Origin of the sequence: Sphingomonas sp. PAMC 26621, assembly GCF_000251145.1 — a bacterium.
Lineage (GTDB): Bacteria > Pseudomonadota > Alphaproteobacteria > Sphingomonadales > Sphingomonadaceae > Sphingomonas.
This window is the reverse complement of record NZ_AIDW01000028.1, coordinates 39734-61906: the sequence shown is the minus strand read 5'-3', so window position 1 is coordinate 61906 and position 22173 is coordinate 39734. Positions and strand designations below refer to the sequence as shown.

Here is a 22173-nt window from a genome sequence, read left to right as displayed (position 1 = left end):
CCTGCGGGGCCCTGAAAAATCCTGTCGCTTTCCGGATCCGGTGGACGCGTTGCAGGCATTGAGCATCGCGCCATTCGCCGCTAGGGCCGGACGATGAGCGTAACCCTGCACGAAGAAGACATTCCCGCCGACCTGTTCGCGCCCGGCGCCGACATTGCGGTCGATACCGAGACGATGGGTCTCATCACCCCGCGCGACCGGCTTTGCCTGGTCCAGCTGTCGGACGGTGGACCGGACGAACATCTCGTCCGCTTTGGCCCGGAAAGCAATTATGCAGCCCCCAACCTGCGCGCGCTGCTCGAGGATCCGGACCGGACCAAGCTGTTCCACTTCGCGCGGTTCGATCTCGCGGCGATCAGCCATTACCTGCAGGTCGAGGCGTCCCCGGTCTATTGCACCAAGATCGCGTCGCGGCTGATCCGGACCTACACCGACCGGCACGGCCTGAAGGAACTGGTTCGCGAACTGCTCGGGCAGGATATTTCCAAGGCGCAGCAATCGTCCGACTGGGGTGGCCCGGTGCTGAGCGACGCGCAAAAGGATTACGCCGCTTCGGACGTCCGCTTCCTCCATGCGCTGCGCGAGGAGCTCGACCGGCGACTCGCACGTGAAGGGCGTACCGCGCTCGCGCAGGCATGTTTCGAGTTCCTGCCCGCCCGCGCCGAGCTGGATCTGGCGGGCTGGCCCGAGACCGACATCTTCGCGCATGCCTGACGCCGGCGCGATCCTCGACAGCCGGCGGCGCTGGGCCGCGCCCGGGAGCAGCCACGACCGGACGGTCGCGGTGCTGCGAGTCGCGCTGCCGGTCGCGATCGGGATCATGGCGGCGTTCGTCGTCGTGCTGCCGCTGTATGCCGGGGGCGATGTCAGCTTCCTGCTCGACAAGAACAAGGTCGAGGTCGCGCGCGAACGGATCCGTATCCAGTCCGCGACGTATCGCGGGCAGGACGACAAGGGCCAGCCGTTCGCGGTCAACGCCGGGTCGGCGGTCCAGAAGAGTTCGGCCGAGCCGATCCTGCGGCTCAACAAGCTTTCCGCGCAGATCGGGCTCACCGACGGTCCCGCCAATGTCGTCGCGGATCGCGGGCATTACGACATGGACGCCCAGCAGGTGGTGATCGACGGCCCGCTCAAGGTCGACAGCACCGGCGGCTATCACCTCACCACGCAGGACGCGACGCTTGATCTCAAGAGCAAGACGCTGAAAAGCGGTGGCGCGGTGACCGGCACGGTGCCGCAGGGGACGTTCAGTGCCAACCAGATGAACGTCGATCTCGAGAGCCATGTCGTCAAGCTCGACGGCAATGCGCGCTTGCGGATCGTTCCGGTAAGGACGAGATAGCCTCCATGCGCCGTACCCTGACCCTGCTGACCCTTTCGTTTGCGCTTGCAAGCCCGGCATTCGCGCAGGGCCGCAACTCGCAGGCGCCGATCAACCTCAACGCCGATCACATCGAGCTGCAGGACAAGGCGAATCGCGCGCTGTTCACCGGTAACGTGGTGGTCAAGCAGGCCGAGATGACGTTGAACGCGCAGCGCATGACGGTGAGCTACGCCGGGCAGATCAGTACCGGTGCATCGCCCGAGGCGCAGCGGATCGATGCGTCGGGCGGCGTCGTCGTGACCCGGCCGACCCAGACCGCGCGGAGCAATTTTGCGGTCTATGATCTCAAGAAGGGCGTCATCACGATGCTCGGCGCGGTGACGCTGATCCAGGCGGGGAACACCGTCAACGGCGGGCGGCTGACGATCAACCTCGATACCGGGCGCGCGATCATCGACGGGTCTTCGGTCGGCGGCGGCGGTTCGTCGGGCGCTCCGGGGACGACGACGAGCAGCAACGGGCGCGTGTCTGGAACGTTCTCGGTCCCCAAGCGCAACTGATCCGGCGCAGCCTGCGCGCGATCGGCCCCGTCGCGCTTTCCAGTCTGCATCGATTGGCGTAGATACCGCGCAGGCCATGCATTGCGCATGCACGAAGCTTGCCAGTCGCCGCCCGGTAACGCTTCGGTAAGATCGAAATGCGAGCAGGGACCCGCAATGACCGATACGCTGACGCCAACCCCGGGCCTGACGCTCGACACCGCGCCGCCGATCGCGGAAGCGCCGGTGATGAACGGCCTGTCGGTCGTGTCGATCGCCAAATCCTATGACAAGCGCCCGGTACTGACCGACGTGTCGGTCTCGATCGGCAAGGGCGAGGTGGTCGGGCTGCTCGGCCCCAATGGCGCGGGCAAGACGACCTGCTTCTATTCGGTGATGGGGCTGGTGAAGCCCGATTCGGGCCGGATCATGCTCGATGGCGAGGATATCACCGGGCTGCCGATGTATCGCCGCGCGATTCTCGGCCTCGGGTATCTGCCGCAGGAAACCTCGATCTTCCGCGGAATGACGATCGAGCAGAACATCCTGAGCGTGCTCGAACTCGCGGTGCCCGACGCGGCCGAGCGCAAGGTGCGGCTCGATACGCTGCTCGAGGAATTCGGGCTGACGCGGCTGCGCGAGTCCCCCGCGATGGCGCTGTCTGGCGGCGAACGCCGCCGCGCCGAAATCGCGCGCGCGCTGGCCGCCAACCCGTCGATCATGCTGCTCGACGAGCCGTTCGCCGGGATCGATCCGCTGTCGATCGCGGACATCCGCGACCTGATCATCCAGTTGAAGCAGCGCGGGATCGGCGTGCTGATCACCGATCACAACGTCCGCGAGACGCTCGAGATCGTCGACCGCGCCTATATCATCTATGACGGCCGCGTGCTGTTTACCGGTTCGCCCGAGGAACTGGTCGCGGATGCCAATGTGCGGCGGCTGTACCTGGGCGAGGGCTTCTCGCTGTGATGTCCACCGGAGCCGTCCGCCAGCGATGAGCCTCGCGCCACGCCTCGACCTGCGTCAGTCGCAATCGCTGGTGATGACGCCGCAGCTGCAGCAGGCGATTCGCCTGCTTGCGCTGTCGAACCTCGAGATTGAGGGGTTCCTCGCCGAGGAGATCGAACGCAACCCGTTGCTCGAGGCGGGCGAATCGAACGACGACGGCCCGACGCAAGAGCGCGAGGTCGAGAGCGCGCCCCGTGACGAACCCGCCCCCGCCGACGAATTGTTGATGCAGGGCGGCGACTCGGGTGAGGCTGGGCTCGATGTCGATTTCACCGCCGAGAGCTTCCACCACGACAGCGTTGCGGACCAGCCCGGCGGCGCGGGGATGGATGGTGCGCTTGGGCTCAACGGCGCGAGCAGCGGCGGCACGGGGAGCGAGGACGGCCCCGACCTCGATGCCTTCGCCACCACTACGCTCAGTCTGGCGGATCATCTGCTCGCGCAGGCGGGGACCGCGGTCGACGGCGCCGATCTTTTCATCGCGGCGCACCTGATCGACCAGATCGATGACTGCGGCTATCTGACCGCGCCGTTGCTCGACATCGCGACCCGGCTTGGCGTCTCTCTCTCCCGGGTCGAGGCAGTGCTTGCGACCATCCAGACGTTCGACCCGACCGGCGTCGGCGCGCGCGATCTCGGCGAATGTCTCGCGCTCCAGGCACGCGAGGCGGATCGCTACGACCCGTGCATGGCGCGGCTGCTCGAGCATCTCGACCTGCTCGCGCGCGGCGATCTCGGTCGGTTGCGGCGGATCTGCCATGTCGACGAGGAAGACCTTGCCGACATGATCCGCGAACTCCGCGGCTACGATCCCAAGCCCGGCTGCCGGTTCGGCGGAGAACCCTCGCAGCCGGTCGTCCCCGACCTGTATGTCGCGCAGCGCAAGGACGGCTGGGGTATCGAGATCAACGCCGCGACGCTCCCGCGCGTGCTGGTCAACCGGACCTATTATGTCGAGCTCTCGGCGGCGCGCGGCGACAAGGCGTCCAAGGCGTGGCTCGGCGAGATGCTCGCCAGCGCGAACTGGCTGGTCAAGGCGCTCGACCAGCGGCAGCGCACGATCATCAAGGTCGCAAGCGAGATCGTGAAGCAGCAGGAGGCGTTCTTCCTCCACGGCGTCGCGCATCTGAAACCCATGACGCTGCGTCAGGTGGCGGAGGCGATCGAGATGCACGAATCGACCGTCAGCCGCGTGACGAGCAACAAATATCTCTCGTGCGCGCGCGGGCTGTTCGAGTTGAAATACTTTTTCACCTCCGCGATCCAGTCGTCGGATGGCGGTGATGCGGTGTCGGCGCAAGCGGTGAAGTCCGCGATCCGGGCGCTGATCGCGGGCGAGGGCGATGCGATCCTGTCGGACGATACGCTGGTCGAGCAGTTGAAGGCGAAGGGCTTCGACATCGCACGACGCACGGTCGCCAAATATCGCGAGGCGCTCGGGATCGGAAGTTCGGTCCAGCGCCGTCGTGCGCGGGCGCTGGGGGCGGGGTAAGATCGGCGGGAAAGACCGTTGGGGTCTCGGGCTACCCCCACGATGCGAGGGTGAACGGTTGTTTTTTCACGATGGCTGTCACCACCGTTTACACCTGGATTTGAACGTTCTGGTTAATTTTGCGCAAATCTGCGGTTGGCACAATCGTTGCTAAATCCTGTTCACCGGGTTCGACCGATAGGGTCGTAACCACCGGGTGTATAGGAGTGAGTATGCGTAACGTTAAGCTTATGTTGGCAGCCGCAGTATCCGTGGCCGCGCTCTCGGGTACCGCACAGGCAGCAACCATCGTCGGTGCAACCGTTACTGGTCCGTCGGGCACTGTCTGGACCACCGATGCGAACAATTACTATGCGCTGTTCCTGCAGGGGAGCAACACGACGACGTACGTCAACCCCGGCCGGACGATCGCCCTCCCGGTTTCTGCCACTGGCGGCATGATGCAGTTGCTCGTTGGCGAAGGCTACCGTGCAGGCGAGACGATCAACTCGGACGCGACCTACAATCTCGCATTGCGCTTCGACGGCGGCCAGACGCTGACTGGTCTCTACACGGTCGCAACCAACTCGTTTCTGGGCGGCAACGCGTTCACCGAGGGCAGCACGACCTACTCGCTGACCAACTTCTTCTACAATCGCGGCCGTGCGGACCTCGTCCAGGGCTATACCGCAACGCCGGGCGGTGACCCGCTTGACTACAACGGCAGCTTCACGGTTTCCGCAGTTACGGCCGCTGTTCCGGAGACGGCAACCTGGGCAATGATGCTCGCAGGTTTCGCGATGATCGGTGCGGGCGTCCGCTCGCGCAAGAACCAGTCGGTTCGCGTTACCTACGCCTAAGCCGTAAGGACACCTTACGCGCAGGGCCGCCGACCTTACCGGGTCGGTGGCCCTTTGCGTTTGTCATACGAGACATCCGTCCGGACCACGGCGGGTCTCATCCGTCGAGATCAACCCGTCAGCCGTTTGCGGTTGGCGCGCACGGTGCTCGCATAGTGGCGGATGATTCGTTTGGTCGCGGTGGCGGGGGTGCTGCCAAGCCCTCCCGACACCATCGTGCGGTGCAGTTCCGCGGCGGCGGCAACCTTCTCTTCCACCATCAGACGGGCTTCGGCCCGGCTGGCGGCATTGCCCGCTGGTCCGGCCATCATGTGTTGATAGACCCGCAGGCCGATGACCGCGGACGCTTCCATTCCAAGCGTCCACGCCTCGATACCGATCGCGGGCCAGGGATTGCTCGGCGGGGTAATACGGGATTTGCGGGGCATTCGTCGCGCTCCTTCAAGCTGTGGCGCACACCGGGCAAACGTCTCGGCGGCTGTTTCGGACCGCGGTGCGCGAAAAGACAGTGGACGGTCGACCAGCGCGGCTGCACGCGGCGATCAGGATCCGTTTCCAAAGCGATCCCCCCGATTGGCGTGGGGAGGGGCAATCCCCTATGGGGCCGATATGACCGGACCGCTTTGCACGATATCCCTTGCTGCCGGAACGTATCGCGGCGGTGGCGGGCGTGGTCTCTGCACGCTAGAGCGCGATACGGCCGGAACCTGGCGCATTGGCCCGGCCTATACCGCCGCCCCCAACGCCTCGTTCAGTGTGTTTTCACCCCGGCACCGGCTTCATTACATCGTCGAGGAAGATGCGATCGGGCGGGTCGGCGTCCATCGCCATGGCGACCAGGGCTGGGAAACGCTCGCGGTCGTCCCAGCCGGTGGGGGCGCGCCGTGCCATATCGCGGTCGATCCGGAGGGAACCCTGCTCGCGGTCGCCAATTACGCGGGCGGTAGCGTCGCGCTGATCCGACTCGATCCGGATACCGGGCTTCCCCGTGGGGAGCCGCAAGTCCATGCCAACCAGGGATCCGGCCCGAACGCGGTGCGGCAGGACGCGCCGCACGCGCATTGGGTCGGGTTCAGCCCCGACCGGCGCTGGCTGTACCAGACCGATCTCGGGACCGATCACTTGCTCGCCTTCGATATTGCCGCCGACGACACGCTCGGGACGCCGCGAGTCGCCTTCGCCGCCCCGCCCGGATCGGGGCCGCGGCACCTGCTGCTGCATCCCCGCCACGTGCATCGCGCGTATCTCGCCAGCGAACTGGCCAATACCTGACGACGCTGGATCGGCATGACGACGGGACGTTCGGGGCGACGGAGATGCTATCGACCCTGCCTGCGGCGTGGCACGGCGATTCGATCCTCGCCCATCTCGCGATCAACGCGGCGTGCACCCGGCTTTACGTCTCGAACCGCGGGCATGACAGTATCGCGGTCTTTGGGCTGGATTCGGACGGCCGGCCGACGCTGCTCGAGCATGTCGCCAGCGGTGGGGCGTCGCCACGTTTCTTCCTGTTGCTCGAGGCGGCGGGGGTGATGGTCGTGGCGCACGAGCGCGCACAGACCGTCACGGTGCTTTCCCTCGCGGCGGATGGGCGGCTGACGCCGACCGACGTGGTATTGCCGATCCCGGGGGTAGGGTATGTGCTCGAGACGGATCCCACCTAGTATCTCCGGCGTCACCCAAAGCTCGTCTCAGGCGCCACCGCGCCGCGTATCCGGTCCGTGCCAGCTGCCCGGTGGATGTTGCAACACGTCCGGCATGGAGCCTTGGGCGGCCTAGTCGTCCTCGTCCTCATATCCCACCAGAGCGAGCGCCCGCGCCTTCATCTGGCGCGTGGCGCACCAATGGACCAGCGCATCCTCGCGCCCGTGCGTGACCCACACTTCCTTGGGCGCGATCTCGGTCAGCGTCTCGGTCAGTTCGTCCCAATCGGCGTGATCGCTCAAGATCAACGGCAGCTCGACCCCGCGCTGGACCGCGCGTTGGCGCACCCGCATCCAGCCCGACGCCATCGCGGTGATCGGGTCGGGCAGGCGACGCGACCAGCGGTCCGCCAGCGCCCCCGGCGGCGCGATCACGACATGCCCCATCATCTCGGCCTTGGCTGCGGTGGTTGCCGGACGCAGCTCGCCCAGGTCGACACCATGCGCCTGGTACAGCGCGCACAACCGCTCGAGCGCGCCATGGATATAGATTGGCGCAGCGTGGCCGCGCACGCGCAGTTCGGCGATCACGCGCTGCGCCTTGCCGAGCGCATAGGCGCCGACCAGCACGCACCGATCCGGATTGGCGTGGAGCGCGGCGATCAGCTTGTCGATCTCGTCGCCGGTGTCGGGGTGGCGAAACACCGGCAGCCCGAACGTCGCCTCGGTGATGAACACGTCGCATTTGACAGGCTCGAACGGCGTACACGTCGGGTCGGGGCGGCGCTTGTAATCGCCCGATACGACGATCCGCTCGCCGCGATATTCAAGCAGGATTTGCGCCGAGCCAAGCACGTGCCCCGCGGGCACGAAGGTCGCGCGGACGTCACCGAAATCGTGAGACTCGCCGTACGCCACCGGATGCCCGGCCTGCGCGCCATAGCGTGCGTCCATGATCGCGAGCGTCTCGGGGGTGGCCCACACCGCACCGTGGCCGCCGCGCGCGTGGTCGGCATGGCCGTGGGTCACCAGCGCACGCGGCGTCGGCTGCGACGGGTCGACCCACACGTCTGCGGGTTTGACATGAATGCCATGGGGTTGCGGATCGATCCAGTCGCCGAGCTTTGCCATTGTGACGATGTGGGGCCGCAACCGCCCGAACGCCATATCGGATCATCCGTTCGTCGGGAAAAGCAACCAATGGCGCATCCGCGCATTACCCTAGCGTAACGAACAGGAGGCTTTCGGATGCGCGCACTCACTCTCGGCCTATTGGCTGCATCGACCTTGATCGCTGGTTGTGACGAATATGGCGGGCGTCCGGGCGGCTATGGCGACAACCGCTACGCCCAATATGATTACGACCGGCCCGATCCGTCGTACAACGGTTATGACGCGTCGCGCTATTACCGCGAGGATCGCCGCCATTATCAGGAGCGTCGCCTGGCCGAGAACGACCGCGTCTACCGTGGCAGTGACGGCCGTTATTACTGCCGTCGCAACGATGGTACGACCGGTCTGGTCGTCGGCGGGATCGCAGGCGGCGTGCTTGGCGCGGCGATCGCCCCGGGCGGTTCGGGCCTTCTGGGCGCGCTGATCGGCGGCGCCGGCGGCGCGCTGGCGGGCAAGGCCATCGACAAGAACGGCAGTGACAACCGCTGCCGCTGATCGGACGACCGGCGCGGTGCCCTTCGGGTGCCGCGCCACCGTCCGGGTCGGAACGCTCGCTGTGGTCAACCGTTGACGGTCGACTTCTAACACGAGTGCGAACCATGCCAAAGACCCACAAGCATCACCCAAAGACCCCGCCTGAGGCAAAGCCTGCCAAGAAGCACGCGCCGAAGCCGATGAACGCGACGACCGCTTGGTCGATCGGCGCCGTCGCCCTCGCCGCTGGTGCTGGTATCGCGGCGTTCCTGTCGCGCGGTCGGATCTCGGCGCTGCTGTCGAAACCTTCGGAAGAGGGCCATGTCCCGACCGATCTGCTGGATCCCAACCGCAATGCGGACGATCGCGCCGTCGCGGACTTCCGCCCCGACATGTCTGCGCCGATGACCGCCGCGGAACGCGAGGCGTTACGCCCGGCGACCGGGCCTGCACCCTCGCTGGTGTCCGACCGCGGCACGATGAACGCGCAAACTGGCGCTGCCAATTAAACCTGAGGGCGGCCGCCACCGTCGGCGGTCGCCGTCGCCGTGGCGCGCGCGCCGCGCCCAGGTTCGAACCGGTGGCGCACGATCCTTCGGCTTACTGCCTGGAACAACGGGATCGTCAGCAGGCCGGCCTGGCTGAACCGCGCATCGACAAACGCGATCCCGAGCGAAAGCAGCGCCCCCAGGACCACCCCGAGACTACGATTTCGTGCCAGCGCGACGTCGACGCGCGGAATGTCCTCCCGCACCACTCCCGTCATGGTCGCGAGTCGCGTCAGGCGCAGACTTAGCAACCCGCTGACGATGAGCGTCACGGCATAGACGACCGACGGCACGAGCATCCCGGCATTGGCGCTCATGAACGCGGTCGAAAAGGGGAGGAAGACGATCGCGCACAGCAACGCCAGATTGGGGCCGATCAGCGCGTCGGAATAATGCCCGGCCAGTCCGAAGGCGCGATGATGCCCCGCCCAGAAGGCACCGATCACGAAGAAGCTGACGAAGAAGCCGATGAAGTTCGGCAACAGCTGCACCAGCGCATCGACATAGTCCTGCCACGGCGACCCATAGGGCAGATGCGGCGGGTGGACCTCGATGATCAGCAGCGTGATCGCGATGGCGAACACCGCGTCGGAAAAGAAAACCATCCGTTCCAGCGGATGGTCGGGTTGGTGTCCGGCCTGGTTCATTCTCGATTTGCCCCTCTGTTCCCGTCGCTTATCCACGAGCGAAGGCAATCCGCGCAAGCGACCGATTGCACCGTGCGGACCTGCGCCCCATATCCCGCTGCATGAGTGGAAACGAAACGGTGTGGCACGGCACCACGATCCTGTCCGTGCGTCGTAATGGTCGTGTCGTCGTCGCCGGGGACGGTCAGGTGACGCAGGGCCAGACGGTGATGAAACCCAATGCGAAGAAGGTCCGGCGCCTCGGCGACGGTTCGGTCATCGCCGGTTTTGCCGGTGCAACCGCGGATGCCTTCACGCTGTTCGAGCGGTTGGAGCGCAAGCTCGAGCAGCATCACGGGCAGCTGCTGCGCGCCGCGGTCGAGCTGGCGAAGGACTGGCGGACGGACAAATACCTGCGCAACCTCGAGGCGATGATGATCGTCGCCGACAAGGAGGTGACGCTGATCCTGACCGGTAACGGCGACGTGCTCGAGCCCGAAGCGGGCGTCGCCGCGATCGGCTCGGGTGGCAATTACGCGCTCGCCGCTGCGCGTGCGCTGGTCGATTACGAGGCGGATGCCGAGACGATCTGCCGCAAGGCAATGGCGATCGCGGCGGAGGTCTGCGTCTACACCAACGACCGGCTGACCGTGGAAAGCCTCGAAACGAACTGAGCCATAAAGCCCCTCCCCTGAAGCGGAGGGGCTTAAGAGAGACCCCAACCCCTTCCCCGAAGGGAAGGGGCTTGAGAGAGACCCATGATCGACTCCCTTACCCCCAAGGCCATCGTCCGCGCGCTCGACGCGCATATCATCGGCCAGGCCGATGCCAAGCGCGCGGTCGCGGTCGCGCTGCGCAATCGCTGGCGCCGGCAGCGGCTGGGCGATGACCTGCGCGACGAGGTGTCGCCGAAGAACATCCTGATGATCGGGCCGACCGGCTGCGGCAAGACCGAGATCAGCCGCCGTCTGGCCAAGCTTGCCGATGCGCCGTTCATCAAGGTCGAGGCGACCAAGTTCACCGAGGTTGGCTATGTCGGTCGCGACGTCGAGCAGATCGCGCGCGACCTGGTTGAGGAAGCGGTGCGCCTCGAGAAGGAGCGGCGCCGCAGCGCGGTCAAGGACAAGGCCGAGGAAGCCGCGCTCGCGCGGCTGCTCGACGCGCTGACCGGCAAGGGCGCGAGCGAAGCGACGCGCGAAGCGTTCCGCCAGCGTCTGCACGACGGCCATCTGCGCGAGACCGAGATCGAGATCGAGCTCGAGGCAGCGCCCAACATGCCGTTCGAAATGCCCGGCGGCGGCGCGCAGATGATCAACCTGTCCGAGATGATGGGCAAGGCGTTCGGCGGCGGCGGGCAGTTGAAGCGCCGTAAGCTGACCGTGCCGCAGGCGTGGGACAAGCTGGTCGAGGAAGAGGCCGACAAGCGGCTCGACCAGGATGAGGTCGGCCGCGCCGCGCTCGCGGATGCCGAGGCGAACGGGATCGTCTTCCTCGACGAGATCGACAAGATCGCGGTGAGCGACGTGCGCGGCGGTTCGGTCAGTCGGGAAGGCGTCCAGCGTGACCTGCTCCTCTGATCGAGGGCACCACGGTCGCGACGAAATACGGACCGATGAAGACCGACCACGTTCTGTTCATCGCAAGCGGCGCGTTCCACGTCGCCAAGCCGTCCGACCTGCTGCCCGAGCTGCAGGGGCGGTTGCCGATCCGGGTCGAGTTGAAGGCGCTGACCGAAGACGACTTCGTCGCGATCCTGAGCGACACCAAGGCGTCGCTGACTCAGCAATATGTGGCGCTGATCGCGACCGAAGGCGTCACGATCAGCTTCACCGACGACGGGATCCGCGCGATCGCGAAGATGGCGGCGCTGGTCAACGGCGATGTCGAGAACATCGGCGCGCGGCGGTTGCAGACGGTGATGGAAAAGCTGCTCGAGGACATCAGCTTCAACGCCGAGGACCGCGGTGGCGAGACGATTGTGGTGGATGCGGCCTATGTCGAGACGCATCTCGCGGGGATCGCGCGCAACACCGATCTCAGCCGGTTCGTGCTGTAGGGAAATGCCCTATCCCGTCACCTCAGGCGTGAGCACGGGTGGCGGGGGAGGGGGTAGCGATCCCCGGCGCTCGCACGGCCGCCCAGGACCTGCCCCCCGTCCGTTCGATCCAACCGGACGGACGGCGTTGCCCTCAAACGGCAAGCGGCCTTATCGCGACGATCTGACCCGGCTCCATGGTACGAACACGCCAAGCCGGCAACGCGGCCCCGGAATGCCAATCCCGCCGCGCTGGAGCGTATAGAAGCTGTCGTTGCGGCATAATTGCCCGCCCCGGATCTCGGTCACGATTACGGCATCGTCATCTAGCCCCGGGCAGGACGCGGACAAATTGTTGCGCCAGATCCGCGGACCGTCGCGGTATAGCAGGACATGATCGTTGACCGCCTGCGGTGTCAGTTGGCGGCTGGAGGACAGGCAGGTTTCCGGCTTGCCCGGACTGCGGCCCGCGAGCGCCCTGTCGAGATCACGCGTGTCTGACGTCGTTGTCGCGCCCATTGCGAGCATGGCAAGCGCGACGCGGATCATGGCTTCCTGTACCGCACGAACTCCCCGAACGTGCAACTGCCGCTCGGCATGCGCGAGACGAGATCGACCGTCTGGATAATGTCGCCGCGACACAGCTGTCCGGTATAGCTCCGCGTGACGATCGCGTCGCCCCGTCGCAGGCCGAAGCAGCCTCCGCTCGTATCGGTCCGGTAAATGTCGTTCCGGTTGAGCTTGTAGAGGATCGTGTCGCCCACGCGCGCCGAGTCACTGCTCCGGCCAAGGGGCATGCATTGCTGCGGCTTGCCCGGGGTCAGGCCGGAAAGCTGCTTGGCAAGTTCAGTGCGGTCCTTTTCCGCGTCGCGGGCGCGGCGTCCGCCGTCATCCGCGGACAGGCTGGAGCTTCCAGCGACAAGCAACAGGAGCGGTACGGCAAAACGAACCATCGTCGTCATCCTCTTCCAACACTCTCCCCCCGCATCAATCCTATCACGCTTCAGCCGCGAAAGGCATCCTTGGCGGCGCGCCGATCGGCGAACTGTTCCACCGAGGTCGCGCGGAGGAACGGGTTGGTCGCGCGTTCCGTGCCGATCGTCGTCGGGACGGTCGCCTCGCCCGCGGCGCGCTGTGCCTCGACCACATGCAGCCGGTCGGCGACCGCGCGATTGTCGGGCTCGGCGATTACCGCATAGCGCCCGTTCGACACGGTATATTCGTGCGCGCAATAGACGATCGTCTCATCGGGCAGCGCGGCGAGCCGTTGCATGTTGCCGAACATCTCCGCGGGACTGCCTTCGGTCAGCCGTCCGCAACCCATGGCAAACAACGTGTCGCCGCTGAACAGCAGCGCATCCTCCGCCATGTGGAACACGATATGTCCCGCGGTATGCCCGGGCGTTTCAATCACGGAAGCGACATGCTTGCCGATCCGCACGCTGTCGCCTTCGCGCAGCCCGGTATCGAGCGTCGGGATCCGCTCGGCTTCCGCCGCTGGACCGCTGACCTTGGCGCCCATCGCCTTGATTTCGGCGTTCCCGTCGGTGTGATCGAAGTGCCAGTGCGTGTTCCAGATCTGCGAGATCGTCCAGCCACGCTGCGCTACTGCGGCGATCACCGGCGCGGCCTCGCTTGGGTCAACGACGACCGTCTCGTCCGAGACGGGGTCGTGGATCAGCCAGACATAATTATCGCTGAGCGCGGCGACGCGGACGATCTCCAGATCGGTTGCCATCACCAGACGCCGGTGTTCGGCATCGATGCCCACGGCTCGGCCTTCGGAAGCGGGTCGCCGGCCTGGAGCAGTTCGATCGAGATGTTGTCGGGGGTGCGGACGAACGCCATGTTGCCGTCGCGCGGCGGGCGGTTGATCGTCACGCCCGAATCCATCAGCCGCTGGCAGGTCTCGTAGACGTTATCGACGCGGTACGCGAGATGGCCGAAATTGCGGCCGCCCTCATAGGGTTCGGGATCCCAATTGTGGGTCAGTTCGACCTGCGCGTCGTGATCGCCGGGTGCCGCGAGGAAAATCAGCGAGAAACGGCCTGCTTCGTTGTCCATCCGGCGGACTTCCTCGAGCCCAAGGACCTTGAAGAAGTCGATCGTCGCGACCGGATCGGTGACGCGGATCATGGTGTGGAGGTATTTCATCGTGCTGGGGCTCCCGTGCGGTTGCCTCGTCAGATAGGGGCGCGGCGGTTGGTCTGCCACCCTCGGGATGCGTTCAATTGAATCCGCTTCCCCGGCGAAGGCCGGGGCCCGGGAGAGGGACAGGCGTGGCGGGGGACTGCGCCTCGTTACCTTGGCCATCGCTCCTGGGCCCCGGCCTTCGTCGGGGAAGCGATACCGATCAAAAGGTTACCGCGCGCCGCTGAACTGTTGCAGCGCCATCGCCGCGGCCTTGCCCGAGGGGCTGTCGGGGCGGAGGTCGACCGCCTGCTGCCACGCGGTGCGCGCATTGGCGGCGTCGCCGGACTTGGCCGCGATGTTGCCCGCCTCGAGCTGGACGTCGCTGTCGTCGCCGCCAAGCCGGAGTGCCTCGGCGATGTCCTTCTTGGCGCGCGGCATGTCGCCCTCGCGGCGGGCGAGTGTCGCCGAGAGCAGCCATGCGAGCGGGTCGGCGGGGACTTCGGTCAGTGCCCGGTCGAGATCATCGCGCGCGCCTTCGCTGTCGCTCGCGGCGACCAGCGCGCGCGCGCGGTCGAGATGTGCTTCGCCGAGTGGCATCCCGGTCAGCGATCCGCTCGCGATCGCGGCGTCGAGTGCGGCACGCGCCTTGGTCGCGTCGCCCGCTGCGAGCCAGGCGTTGCCCGCCTGCGCCCAGTAATTGGCACTGCGCGTGTCCTTCGCCTTTTCAGCGGCGGTCGCTGCGGACTCGAACGCTGCGGAGGCGGCGGGCCAGCGTTGTTCGCGGCTGTACGCCATGCCGAGGCACTGGCTTGCCAGGAAGCCGCCGCCGGCGATCTTCCACTGACCCGCTTCGGCTTCCGCGCCCGCCGGGTCGCTGTTCGCGCGGTCGAGGCAATGCTCGTAGCGTGTTCGTTCGGTGGAGGCGGGGCCGACCTGGGCAGGGCCCATCGGAACGGCGGCAGCTTGGGCGAGGAGGAACAGGATCATACGGCGGGGGTCACATCCTCGATCGCCTGGATCAGCCGCGCGATATCGGTATCGCGCGACAGGCGGTGGTCGCCGTCCTTGATCAACGTCACCTGCACATCGGCTGAACGGACCAGCTCGGCGAGCCGCACGGTGCGGTTGTACGGGACCTCGGCGTCGGCCATCCCCTGCAGGAAACGCACCGGGCAATCGATCGCGATCCCGCCCGCCATCAGCCGGTTCGCCTCGCCCGATTGCCAGAAGGCGCGGGTATAGACGGTCGGCTCGGGCGCGTAGGGCGAGGGGCGTTCGAGCTTGCCTTCCGACAGAAGCGCAAGCTTGTCCTCGGTGGTGAAGCCCCAGTCGGTGAAGTCGGGCGCTGGCGCGACCCCGACCAGCGCGGCGACCTTCGCCGGATGATCGCGCGCGACGAGCAGCATCAGCCACCCGCCAAGCGACGATCCGACGAGGATCGCGGGACCGGTGACAAGTTGGTCGAGCACGGTCAGCACGTCATCGCGCCAGTCGGCGAGCGTCTGGTCCGCGAACGCGCCTTCGCTCTTGCCGCAGCCGCCATAATCGAACCGCACGAACCCGCGCCCGGTCGCGACCGCCCACGCCTCGAGCGCCATCGCCTTGCTGCCGGTCATGTCCGAGCCGTAGCCCGGGAGGAAGACGACCGTCGGGCCAGTGCCTTTGGTGCGATGGAAGGCGAGGCGGGGGCGTTCGGTGGGGGTGGTCATCGGGGTACTCGCGGATGGGGAAAGGCGTGGTCTCGCCGACCGTCGTTCTCCCGCGCAGGCGGGAGTCCGGGGTTACGGGCGTAGTGCCTGGCAACCCTGGGCCCCGGCCCTTGCCGGGGAACTAGGGCGTTGAACAGTAAGGCGCGTCAGATCACGTAATCGACGCTGCGCACCTGTGCGACTTCGCCGCGTTTCACCACCATCTGGCGGTGAAGCTTGGCGACTGTCTTGCTCCCGCTGGTCTTGCACCACGCCGGGACGAACGCATGGACGATCGCGCCAAGGCCGCCGACGATCATCGTGACCCCGAAGCGCGAGGCGACACCGAAATGCTCGGTGTAGCTTTCGCCGACGGTGGCGGGATGGTCGAGGAACAGGCGGCGGATCATGAGCATCTCCTTCAGGCGGCAGGCACGCCGGGTTTCGCGGCAATCCGCGCCAGCAGGTCGACGGCGAGCTGGCTGAGCGTATCGTCGCGTGCCCCCATTACCACGATCCGGTCGCCGGGGCACGCCTGCTCGACCAGCCAGCTTGCGGCATCGGCGCGATCGGGGATGTGGCACGCGCGCGGGCCGATCCCGGCGACGATGTCCGCGCTGGTCACTTCGCGCGAAACGGTGCCGCCCTGATAGACCGGGTCGGGCAAGACGAGCCGGTCGTCTTCGCCGAGCTGCGCCCGGAACATCGCGATCAGTTCGTGCCGCATCACCTTGAGCGGGCCATAACCATGCGGCTGGAACAGCACGAGCAACCGGCCGGGGAAGGCGTGGAGCGTCGCCAGCGTCGCGGCGATCTTGTCGGGATTGTGCCCGAAATCGTCGATCACGGTGATGCCTAGCGCTTCGCCGACCCGCTCGAACCGGCGTTTGAGCCCGGTGAACCCCTCGATCGCGCGGATCGCGTCCTTGAGCGGCACCCCCGCCGCGCGCGCCGCGCCGAGCGCCGCGAGCGCATTGGAGACGTTGTGCGCGCCGGGCACCGACAGCCGCACCCGCTGCGTCTCCCCCTTCGCGACAAGATCGAAGGTGATCGCGGACGGGGCGGGGACGAGGTTGGTCGCGCGCAAATCCGCGCTCTGGTCGATCGCGAACGTCACCAGCCGCGCGGGGTCGAGCCCGCGCGCCAGCGCCGCCGCTTCGGGATCGCCGACGTTGAGGATCGTCGTCTCCGCCTTCTCCGCGAATGCCGAGAACAGCGCGCGCAGTTCCTCGAGCGACTTGTGGTCGAGGCTGACGTTGTTGAGCACCGCAATCTTCGGCTGGTACAGCGCGATCGAGCCGTCGCTCTCGTCGACTTCGCTGACGAAGGCTTCGCCGTCGCCGACCAGCGCGCTCGCGAAGGGGGCGTCGTCGCGTACAAAATTCTTCATCACCGCGCCGTTCATCACGGTCGGGTCGCGCCCGCAGGCGTGGAGGATCCAGCCGATCATCCCCGTCACGGTCGATTTGCCGCTCGTCCCCGCGACGCCGATCGGCAGCGCGCTCGCGTTGAACAGCGAGGCGAGCAGTTCGGGGCGGCTCAGCCGCGCCGCGCCGACGCGCTCCGCCGCGACGATGTCCGCGACGCTCGCCTCGACCGCGGCCGAAGCGACGACGATCTGCTCGGCCGAGGTGACACCCGAGCCGTCCTGCGCGAACAGCGTGACGCCCTTGGCGGCGAGGTCGTCGAACTTGGCGGGCAGGCGCCCGGCGTCGAGCGTCCGGTCCGAACCCGCCACGGTGGCGCCGCGCCCGGCGAGGATCATTGCGAGCGGCATCATCCCGCTGCCACCAATGCCGACGAAGAAGTAGGGTTTGCCGTTGGTCATCAGGCGGGGCTATCGCGGGTCAACGGAAATCGCCACGGGAAATGTGATGAAGATCGGAGTGGTGGCCCCCGCGCGGGGGATCGACGCGGCGCTCGCGGCGCGCGCGCAGGGGCTGGCGGCGGTGGCCGCGCCCGAGGTCGATCTGGTGTTCCACCCGCAATGTTTCCTGTCCGAAGGGCATTTCGCAGGCTCGGACGCGGCACGTGCCGCCGCGTTCGTCGAGATGGCGAACGATCCGACGATCGACGCCTTGTGGTTCGCGCGGGGCGGCTACGGGTCGAACCGGATCCTGCAGGCGGTGATCCCCGCGCTCGGCGAGGCGGCGCGGCGCAAGACGTATCTCGGCTTTTCCGACATGGGGTTCCTGCTCGGCGCGCTCTACGCCGCGCGGATCGGGCGGCCGGTCCACGGGCCGATGGTGTCGACTGCGGGGAGCGGTGACGGCGGGGTCGGGTTCACCCGCGCGTTGCTGTGGCTCACGAAGAAGGACCGGTCGGTGCTCGAGCCCGGGCTCGACGGGCGCCCGGCGGCGGCGTTCAACCTCGCGATCCTGACCGGGCTGATCGGCTCGCCCTGGTTGCCCGACCTGACCGACCACGTCCTGATCGTCGAGGAGGTCTCCGAGCCCTTGTACCGGATCGACCGCATGCTGTTCACGATGGCGCATGCGACACAGTTGAAAGGGATTGCCGGGGTACGGCTCGGGCAGATCACCGAGGTGCAGGCGAACGAGCCCGAATTTGGCGAGACGATCGAAACGATGATTACGCGCTGGTGCGGCGAGATGCGCGTGCCGTATCTCGGGCGCGCCGAGATCGGCCATTATCGCGGCAATCGCGTGGTGCCGTTCGGCGTCGCCTGACGCGAAAAAAATTCCCTGCGCGAAACGTGCGGTAGCTCCGCTTTCTATGATGGGGGCAGCGTGGCGTCGCACGCCGTCCTACAGCGCGGGGTTATCCTATGAATTGGTTTCGGGCCGATGCGCCTATCCGTTTGAAGATGTTGGTATCGTACGGCACGTTCGTGGCGTTGCTGGGGGCGGTGACGCTGGCGACCGCGCTGTTCCCGCCATCGGTTTCGGTGTGGGTCGCACTGGGTGCGACCGGGGTCGGCGTGGTGCTGGCGCATCTGTTCCGCGAAGCGGTGTGCGTACCCTATGTCGCGACGGTGGTGCGGATGGAGGGGCTCGCCGCGGGCGACCTCGATACGCCGATCGACTTCACCGACTACAAGGATTGCGTCGGGCGCATGACCAAGGCGATGGGCACGTTCCGCGCGACCGCGCAGGAGCAGCAGCGGCTCAACGCCGAATTCGAGGTCAATTCTCAGATCATCCAGCGGCTGTCGGGCAATTTCGATCGGCTGTCGAACTGCGACCTGACCGCCGATATCGTCGAGGACTATCCCCCGGTCTATCAGCCGCTCAAGGCGGCGTTCAACGACGCGCTCGAGAATTTGCGCACGCTGCTCGGCTCGGTCATGGCGAGCACGGGCAATATCCAGACCGGCTCGACCGAAATCGCCCAGGCCGCGAGCGACCTCGCGCGCCGCACCGAAGGCAATGCGGCGAGCCTCGAGCAAACCGCCGCCGCGATCCAGCAGGTCGATGCGCGGCTCAAGGCGACCGCGCGCGCCGCGACGCAGTCGGTCGAGACGTCCGAACAGGCGAAGACCGCGGTCCAGACCGGGCGCGAGCGCACCGACGTCGCGGTTCAGGCGATGACGCGGGTGCTCGACAGCGCGAAGGGCATCGACGACGTGATCGAGGGGCTCGACAAGATCGCGTTCCAGACCCGCGTCCTCGCGATGAACGCAGCGGTCGAGGCCGGACGCGCGGGCGATGCCGGGCGCGGCTTCGCGGTCGTCGCGGATCTCGTCAGCGCGCTCGCGATGCGCGCCGAGGAAGAGGCGAAGCGCGCGCGTGACCAGTTGAGCGTGACGCGGCTCGACATCGGCGCGGCGGTGGATGCGGTGCAGGAAGTCGACAGCGCGTTCGGCGTGATCCTCACCTCGGGCGAGCAGGCGGCGCGGCTGGCCGAGCAGATCGCCAACGACAATGCCGCACAGGCGAGCGCGATCAGCGAAGTCAGCAGCGCGGTGCATGAAATGGACACCTCAACCCAGCAGAATGCCGCGATGGTCGAGCAGACCTCGGCGGCGGCGCGCAACCTGACCGAAGTGGTCGTCCAGCTTGCCGAACAGGCCGACCGGTTCCAGGTCGAGCCTGCGCGGCGCGCCTACGCCTGAGGGGGCAGGGCACCCCGGGCGTGTCCCGGGGGGACGGCCTCGTTTGCGGGCACACCGCGACAGACCCATGACAGGGTGACGGAACACGCGCGCTTGCCTATATCGGCGCACCCGGCTTAAGCCGCGGGTTCCCTTCATCCACGGAAAGACCCTGTCCTCATGTCCGCGCTGTTCCGCATCTCGCTACCCGACGGTTCCGTCCGCGAGGTAGCCCCGGGGACTACGCCGGCAGACATCGCCGCGGCGATCGGCCCGGGTCTCGCCAAGGCGGCGATCGCCGCGCGCGTCGATGGCGAGTTGCGCGACATCATGCGCCCGTTCGATGGCGACAGCGCGCTCGCGCTCGTCACCGCGCGCGACGAGGCGGATGCGCTCGAACTCGCGCGGCACGATCTCGCGCACGTCATGGCGGAAGCGGTGCAGCACCTGTTCCCCGGCACGCAGATCACCTTCGGCCCGGCGACCGACGACGGCTTCTATTACGACTTCGCGCCCCCCAAGATCAACGGCAAGGACCGGCCCTTCACCGACGACGACCTGCCCGCGATCGAAGCCGAGATGCGCGCGATCATCGGCCGCAACGAGCCGTTCGTCCGCGAAGTGTGGAGCCGCGAGCAGCTGATCGAGACCTGGCAGCAGCAGGGCGAGACGTTCAAGGCCGAATGGGCCGCCGAGCTTCCCGACGGCGAGGAACTGACGATCTACCGCCAGGGCAAGTGGCTTGACATGTGCCGCGGGCCGCACATGGTCTCGACCGGCAAGCTCGACCCGAACGCGTTCAAGCTGACGCGCGTGTCGGGCGCGTACTGGCGCGGCGACCAGAAGAACGCGATGCTCAGCCGCATCTACGGCACCGGCTGGCTCAACAAGAAGCAGCTCGATGCGCATCTCACGATGCTCGAGGAAGCGGGCAAGCGCGACCATCGCAAGATCGGGCAGGAAATGGACCTGTTCCATCTCCAGTCCGAAGCGCAGGGCTCGGTCTTCTGGCACCCCAAGGGCTTCATCCTGTGGCGGCAGTTGGAGGCGTATATGCGTCGCCGGCTCGACGCGGCGGGCTATGCCGAGGTGAAGACCCCGCAGCTGATGGACGCACGCCAGTGGGAACAGTCGGGCCATTGGGGCAAGTATCGCGAGAACATGTTCGTGGTGCCCGACGAGATCCCCAACACCGAGGACGACGCCGCCGTGTTCAGCGGCACCGCCGACCTGATGGCGCTGAAACCCATGAACTGCCCGGCGCACGTGCTGATCTTCCGCCAGGGGATCAAATCGTATCGCGACCTGCCGATCCGCATGGCCGAATTCGGCTGCTGCCATCGCAACGAGCCGCACGGCGCGCTCCACGGCATCATGCGCGTCCGCCAGTTCACGCAGGACGACGCGCACATCTTCGTCCGCGAGGATCAGCTCGTCGCCGAGGTCCAGCAATTCTGCGAGCTGCTCGACAGCGTGTACCGCGACCTCGGGTTCGAGGATTATGCGGTCAAGCTCGCGCTGCGGCCCGAGAAGCGGTTCGGCACCGAGGAGATGTGGGACCAGTCCGAGGAGGAGTTGCGCAAGGCAGTGCTTGGGTCGAGCCTAAGCGAGTCGATCAAGGCGAAGTTCGAGGAACTGCCGGGCGAGGGCGCGTTCTATGCACCCAAGCTCGAATTCCATCTGACCGACGCGATCGGGCGGACGTGGCAGGTCGGCACGATCCAGTCCGACCGCGTGCTGCCCGAGCGACTCGATGCGAGCTACGTCGGCGCTGACGGTGAACGCCACCGCCCGATCATGCTCCACCGCGCGATCCTGGGCACGTTCGAACGCTTCATCGGCATCCTGATCGAGCATCACGCCGGGCGCTTCCCGCTCTGGCTGTCGCCGGTGCAGGCGGTCGTTGCGACGATCGTGTCCGACGCCGACGACTATGCGCGCGAAGTGGCCGAGAAGCTCAAGGGGGCGGGAATCCGGGTCGAGACCGATCTGCGTAACGAGAAGATCAACTACAAGGTACGCGAGCATTCGCTGGCGAAGGTTCCCAACCTGCTCGTCGTCGGCAAGCGCGAGGCTGAGGAAGGCAAGGTCGCGCTGCGCCAGTTGGGGAGCGATCGGCAGCAGTTCCTGACGCTCGACGATGCGATCGCGATGCTCACGGAAGCGGCCAAGGCGCCGGACCTGTAACGCCACTCGCCCTTAGCCCCTCCCCTTCAGGGGAGGGGTTGGGGTGGGGACGTGCAGCAGAGCCAAACTCTCGGTGAGACACGGGGGGGGCGCGCGCGCGCGCGCGCGCGCGCGCGCGCGCGCGCGCGCGCGCGCGCGCGCGCGCGCGCGTCGTCGCGCGCGACGCGCGCGCGCGCGCGCGCGCGCGCGCGCGCGCGCGCGCGCGCGCGCGCGCGCGCGCGCGCGCGCGCGCGCGCGCGCGCGCGCGCGCGCGCGCGCGCGCGCGCGACGACGCGACGGGCGGGCGGGGGGGGGGGGGTTGGGGGGGGGGACGTGCAGCAGAGCCAAACTCTCGGTGAGACACGGCCCCACCCCCAGCCCCTCCCCTGAAGGGGAGGGGAGTCTCCCAACGAAACCTGCCCCCGCTC

At 67.1% G+C, this 22173-nt stretch carries 26 protein-coding genes and 1 pseudogene; 16 read left to right on the top strand and 11 right to left on the bottom strand.

Features of this window, described 5'->3' with window-relative positions:
- Nucleotides 1-93: 93 nt before the first annotated feature.
- From RI03_RS15690 to RI03_RS15665, 6 genes are all read left to right on the top strand, one after another.
- Nucleotides 94-714: a ribonuclease D gene (locus tag RI03_RS15690; RefSeq protein WP_010162198.1), complete on the top strand. Its 621-nt coding sequence runs from the start codon at nt 94-96 to the stop codon at nt 712-714.
- A complete protein-coding gene (gene lptC / locus RI03_RS15685; RefSeq protein WP_010218495.1) occupies nt 707-1342 on the top strand; it encodes an LPS export ABC transporter periplasmic protein LptC in 636 nt (211 codons plus the stop codon). Before RI03_RS15690 ends, lptC begins: the two co-directional genes overlap by 8 nt.
- Before the next feature lie 5 nt (nt 1343-1347).
- The gene (locus RI03_RS15680; RefSeq protein WP_010162200.1) at nt 1348-1884 is read left to right on the top strand and encodes an LptA/OstA family protein; all 537 of its coding nucleotides are present in this window, start codon (nt 1348-1350) and stop codon (nt 1882-1884) included.
- 228 nt (nt 1885-2112) lie between these two features.
- Entirely contained in the window at nt 2113-2835 is a 723-nt protein-coding gene (gene lptB, locus RI03_RS15675; protein ID WP_010218494.1) for an LPS export ABC transporter ATP-binding protein, read from the top strand.
- Between the two features lie 25 nt (nt 2836-2860).
- Nucleotides 2861-4366 carry an RNA polymerase factor sigma-54 gene (gene rpoN / locus RI03_RS15670; protein ID WP_010162203.1) on the top strand — a complete coding sequence of 502 codons (1506 nt, stop codon included), beginning with the start codon at nt 2861-2863 and terminating at the stop codon, nt 4364-4366.
- A 230-nt stretch (nt 4367-4596) separates the two neighbouring features.
- Nucleotides 4597-5205, top strand: coding sequence for a PEP-CTERM domain protein (locus tag RI03_RS15665; protein WP_026046768.1), 609 nt, complete (start codon nt 4597-4599; stop codon nt 5203-5205).
- Between the two features lie 110 nt (nt 5206-5315).
- Here the strand turns inward: RI03_RS15665 and RI03_RS15660 are convergent, their stop codons facing one another.
- The gene (locus RI03_RS15660) at nt 5316-5633 is read right to left on the bottom strand and encodes a hypothetical protein (protein WP_238542407.1); all 318 of its coding nucleotides are present in this window, start codon (nt 5631-5633) and stop codon (nt 5316-5318) included.
- 181 nt (nt 5634-5814) lie between these two features.
- Here RI03_RS15660 and RI03_RS25115 point away from each other — a divergent pair, with 181 nt between their 5' ends.
- Entirely contained in the window at nt 5815-6477 is a 663-nt protein-coding gene (locus RI03_RS25115) for a lactonase family protein (protein WP_274517564.1), read from the top strand.
- Between the two features lie 44 nt (nt 6478-6521).
- The gene (locus RI03_RS25110; protein WP_010218490.1) at nt 6522-6869 is read left to right on the top strand and encodes a lactonase family protein; all 348 of its coding nucleotides are present in this window, start codon (nt 6522-6524) and stop codon (nt 6867-6869) included.
- Nucleotides 6870-6980: 111 nt separating this feature from the next.
- On the opposite strand, the gene RI03_RS15650 is transcribed toward RI03_RS25110, so the two are convergent.
- Entirely contained in the window at nt 6981-7979 is a 999-nt protein-coding gene (locus RI03_RS15650) for a ligase-associated DNA damage response exonuclease (protein ID WP_026046766.1), read from the bottom strand.
- Nucleotides 7980-8096: 117 nt separating this feature from the next.
- Here RI03_RS15650 and RI03_RS15645 point away from each other — a divergent pair, with 117 nt between their 5' ends.
- Both RI03_RS15645 and RI03_RS15640 read left to right on the top strand, forming a co-directional pair.
- Nucleotides 8097-8516, top strand: a complete 420-nt coding sequence (locus RI03_RS15645; protein ID WP_010162209.1) for a hypothetical protein — start codon at nt 8097-8099, stop codon at nt 8514-8516.
- Nucleotides 8517-8620: 104 nt separating this feature from the next.
- Nucleotides 8621-9004, top strand: a complete 384-nt coding sequence (locus tag RI03_RS15640; protein ID WP_238542406.1) for a hypothetical protein — start codon at nt 8621-8623, stop codon at nt 9002-9004.
- Here the strand turns inward: RI03_RS15640 and RI03_RS15635 are convergent.
- Nucleotides 9001-9690 (bottom strand): TMEM175 family protein, encoded by a 690-nt coding sequence (locus tag RI03_RS15635; RefSeq protein WP_010218485.1) that lies wholly within the window; start codon nt 9688-9690, stop codon nt 9001-9003. The two genes, RI03_RS15640 and RI03_RS15635, sit on opposite strands and share 4 nt — an antisense overlap.
- A 101-nt stretch (nt 9691-9791) precedes the next feature.
- On the opposite strand from RI03_RS15635, the gene hslV reads away from it, so the two are divergent.
- Nucleotides 9792-10343, top strand: a complete 552-nt coding sequence (gene hslV, locus RI03_RS15630) for an ATP-dependent protease subunit HslV (protein WP_010218484.1) — start codon at nt 9792-9794, stop codon at nt 10341-10343.
- 84 nt (nt 10344-10427) lie between these two features.
- A pseudogene (gene hslU, locus RI03_RS15625) lies at nt 10428-11725 on the top strand (ATP-dependent protease ATPase subunit HslU).
- 150 nt (nt 11726-11875) lie between these two features.
- Here hslU and RI03_RS15620 read toward each other — a convergent pair.
- The 8 genes from RI03_RS15620 to RI03_RS15585 form a co-directional block, all read right to left on the bottom strand.
- A complete protein-coding gene (locus RI03_RS15620) occupies nt 11876-12253 on the bottom strand; it encodes a hypothetical protein (protein ID WP_010218482.1) in 378 nt (125 codons plus the stop codon).
- Nucleotides 12250-12657: a hypothetical protein gene (locus tag RI03_RS15615; RefSeq protein ID WP_238542405.1), complete on the bottom strand. Its 408-nt coding sequence runs from the start codon at nt 12655-12657 to the stop codon at nt 12250-12252. Before RI03_RS15615 ends, RI03_RS15620 begins: the two co-directional genes overlap by 4 nt.
- A gap of 50 nt (nt 12658-12707) precedes the next feature.
- Nucleotides 12708-13442: a hydroxyacylglutathione hydrolase gene (gloB, locus tag RI03_RS15610; protein ID WP_010218479.1), complete on the bottom strand. Its 735-nt coding sequence runs from the start codon at nt 13440-13442 to the stop codon at nt 12708-12710.
- Nucleotides 13442-13858, bottom strand: coding sequence for a VOC family protein (locus RI03_RS15605; protein ID WP_010218478.1), 417 nt, complete (start codon nt 13856-13858; stop codon nt 13442-13444). Before RI03_RS15605 ends, gloB begins: the two co-directional genes overlap by 1 nt.
- Nucleotides 13859-14065: 207 nt before the next feature.
- Entirely contained in the window at nt 14066-14824 is a 759-nt protein-coding gene (locus RI03_RS15600) for a tetratricopeptide repeat protein (protein WP_010218477.1), read from the bottom strand.
- The gene (locus tag RI03_RS15595; RefSeq protein WP_010218476.1) at nt 14821-15546 is read right to left on the bottom strand and encodes an alpha/beta fold hydrolase; all 726 of its coding nucleotides are present in this window, start codon (nt 15544-15546) and stop codon (nt 14821-14823) included. Before RI03_RS15595 ends, RI03_RS15600 begins: the two co-directional genes overlap by 4 nt.
- Before the next feature lie 146 nt (nt 15547-15692).
- On the bottom strand, nt 15693-15935 hold the full coding sequence (locus RI03_RS15590; protein WP_010218474.1) for a DUF6356 family protein: 243 nt from the start codon (nt 15933-15935) through the stop codon (nt 15693-15695).
- 11 nt (nt 15936-15946) lie between these two features.
- A complete protein-coding gene (locus RI03_RS15585) occupies nt 15947-17353 on the bottom strand; it encodes a glutamate ligase domain-containing protein (protein ID WP_010218472.1) in 1407 nt (468 codons plus the stop codon).
- 46 nt (nt 17354-17399) lie between these two features.
- Between RI03_RS15585 and RI03_RS15580 the strand changes: the two genes are divergently transcribed.
- The 4 genes from RI03_RS15580 to RI03_RS24110 all read left to right on the top strand — a co-directional run bounded on the left by RI03_RS15580 (nt 17400) and on the right by RI03_RS24110 (nt 22135).
- Nucleotides 17400-18215, top strand: coding sequence for an LD-carboxypeptidase (locus RI03_RS15580; RefSeq protein WP_010162223.1), 816 nt, complete (start codon nt 17400-17402; stop codon nt 18213-18215).
- Between the two features lie 137 nt (nt 18216-18352).
- Nucleotides 18353-19600: a methyl-accepting chemotaxis protein gene (locus RI03_RS15575; RefSeq protein WP_010162224.1), complete on the top strand. Its 1248-nt coding sequence runs from the start codon at nt 18353-18355 to the stop codon at nt 19598-19600.
- Nucleotides 19601-19759: 159 nt separating this feature from the next.
- Nucleotides 19760-21766 (top strand): threonine--tRNA ligase, encoded by a 2007-nt coding sequence (thrS, locus tag RI03_RS15570; protein WP_010218470.1) that lies wholly within the window; start codon nt 19760-19762, stop codon nt 21764-21766.
- Between the two features lie 51 nt (nt 21767-21817).
- The gene (locus RI03_RS24110) at nt 21818-22135 is read left to right on the top strand and encodes a hypothetical protein (protein WP_010218469.1); all 318 of its coding nucleotides are present in this window, start codon (nt 21818-21820) and stop codon (nt 22133-22135) included.
- Nucleotides 22136-22173: the final 38 nt, after the last annotated feature.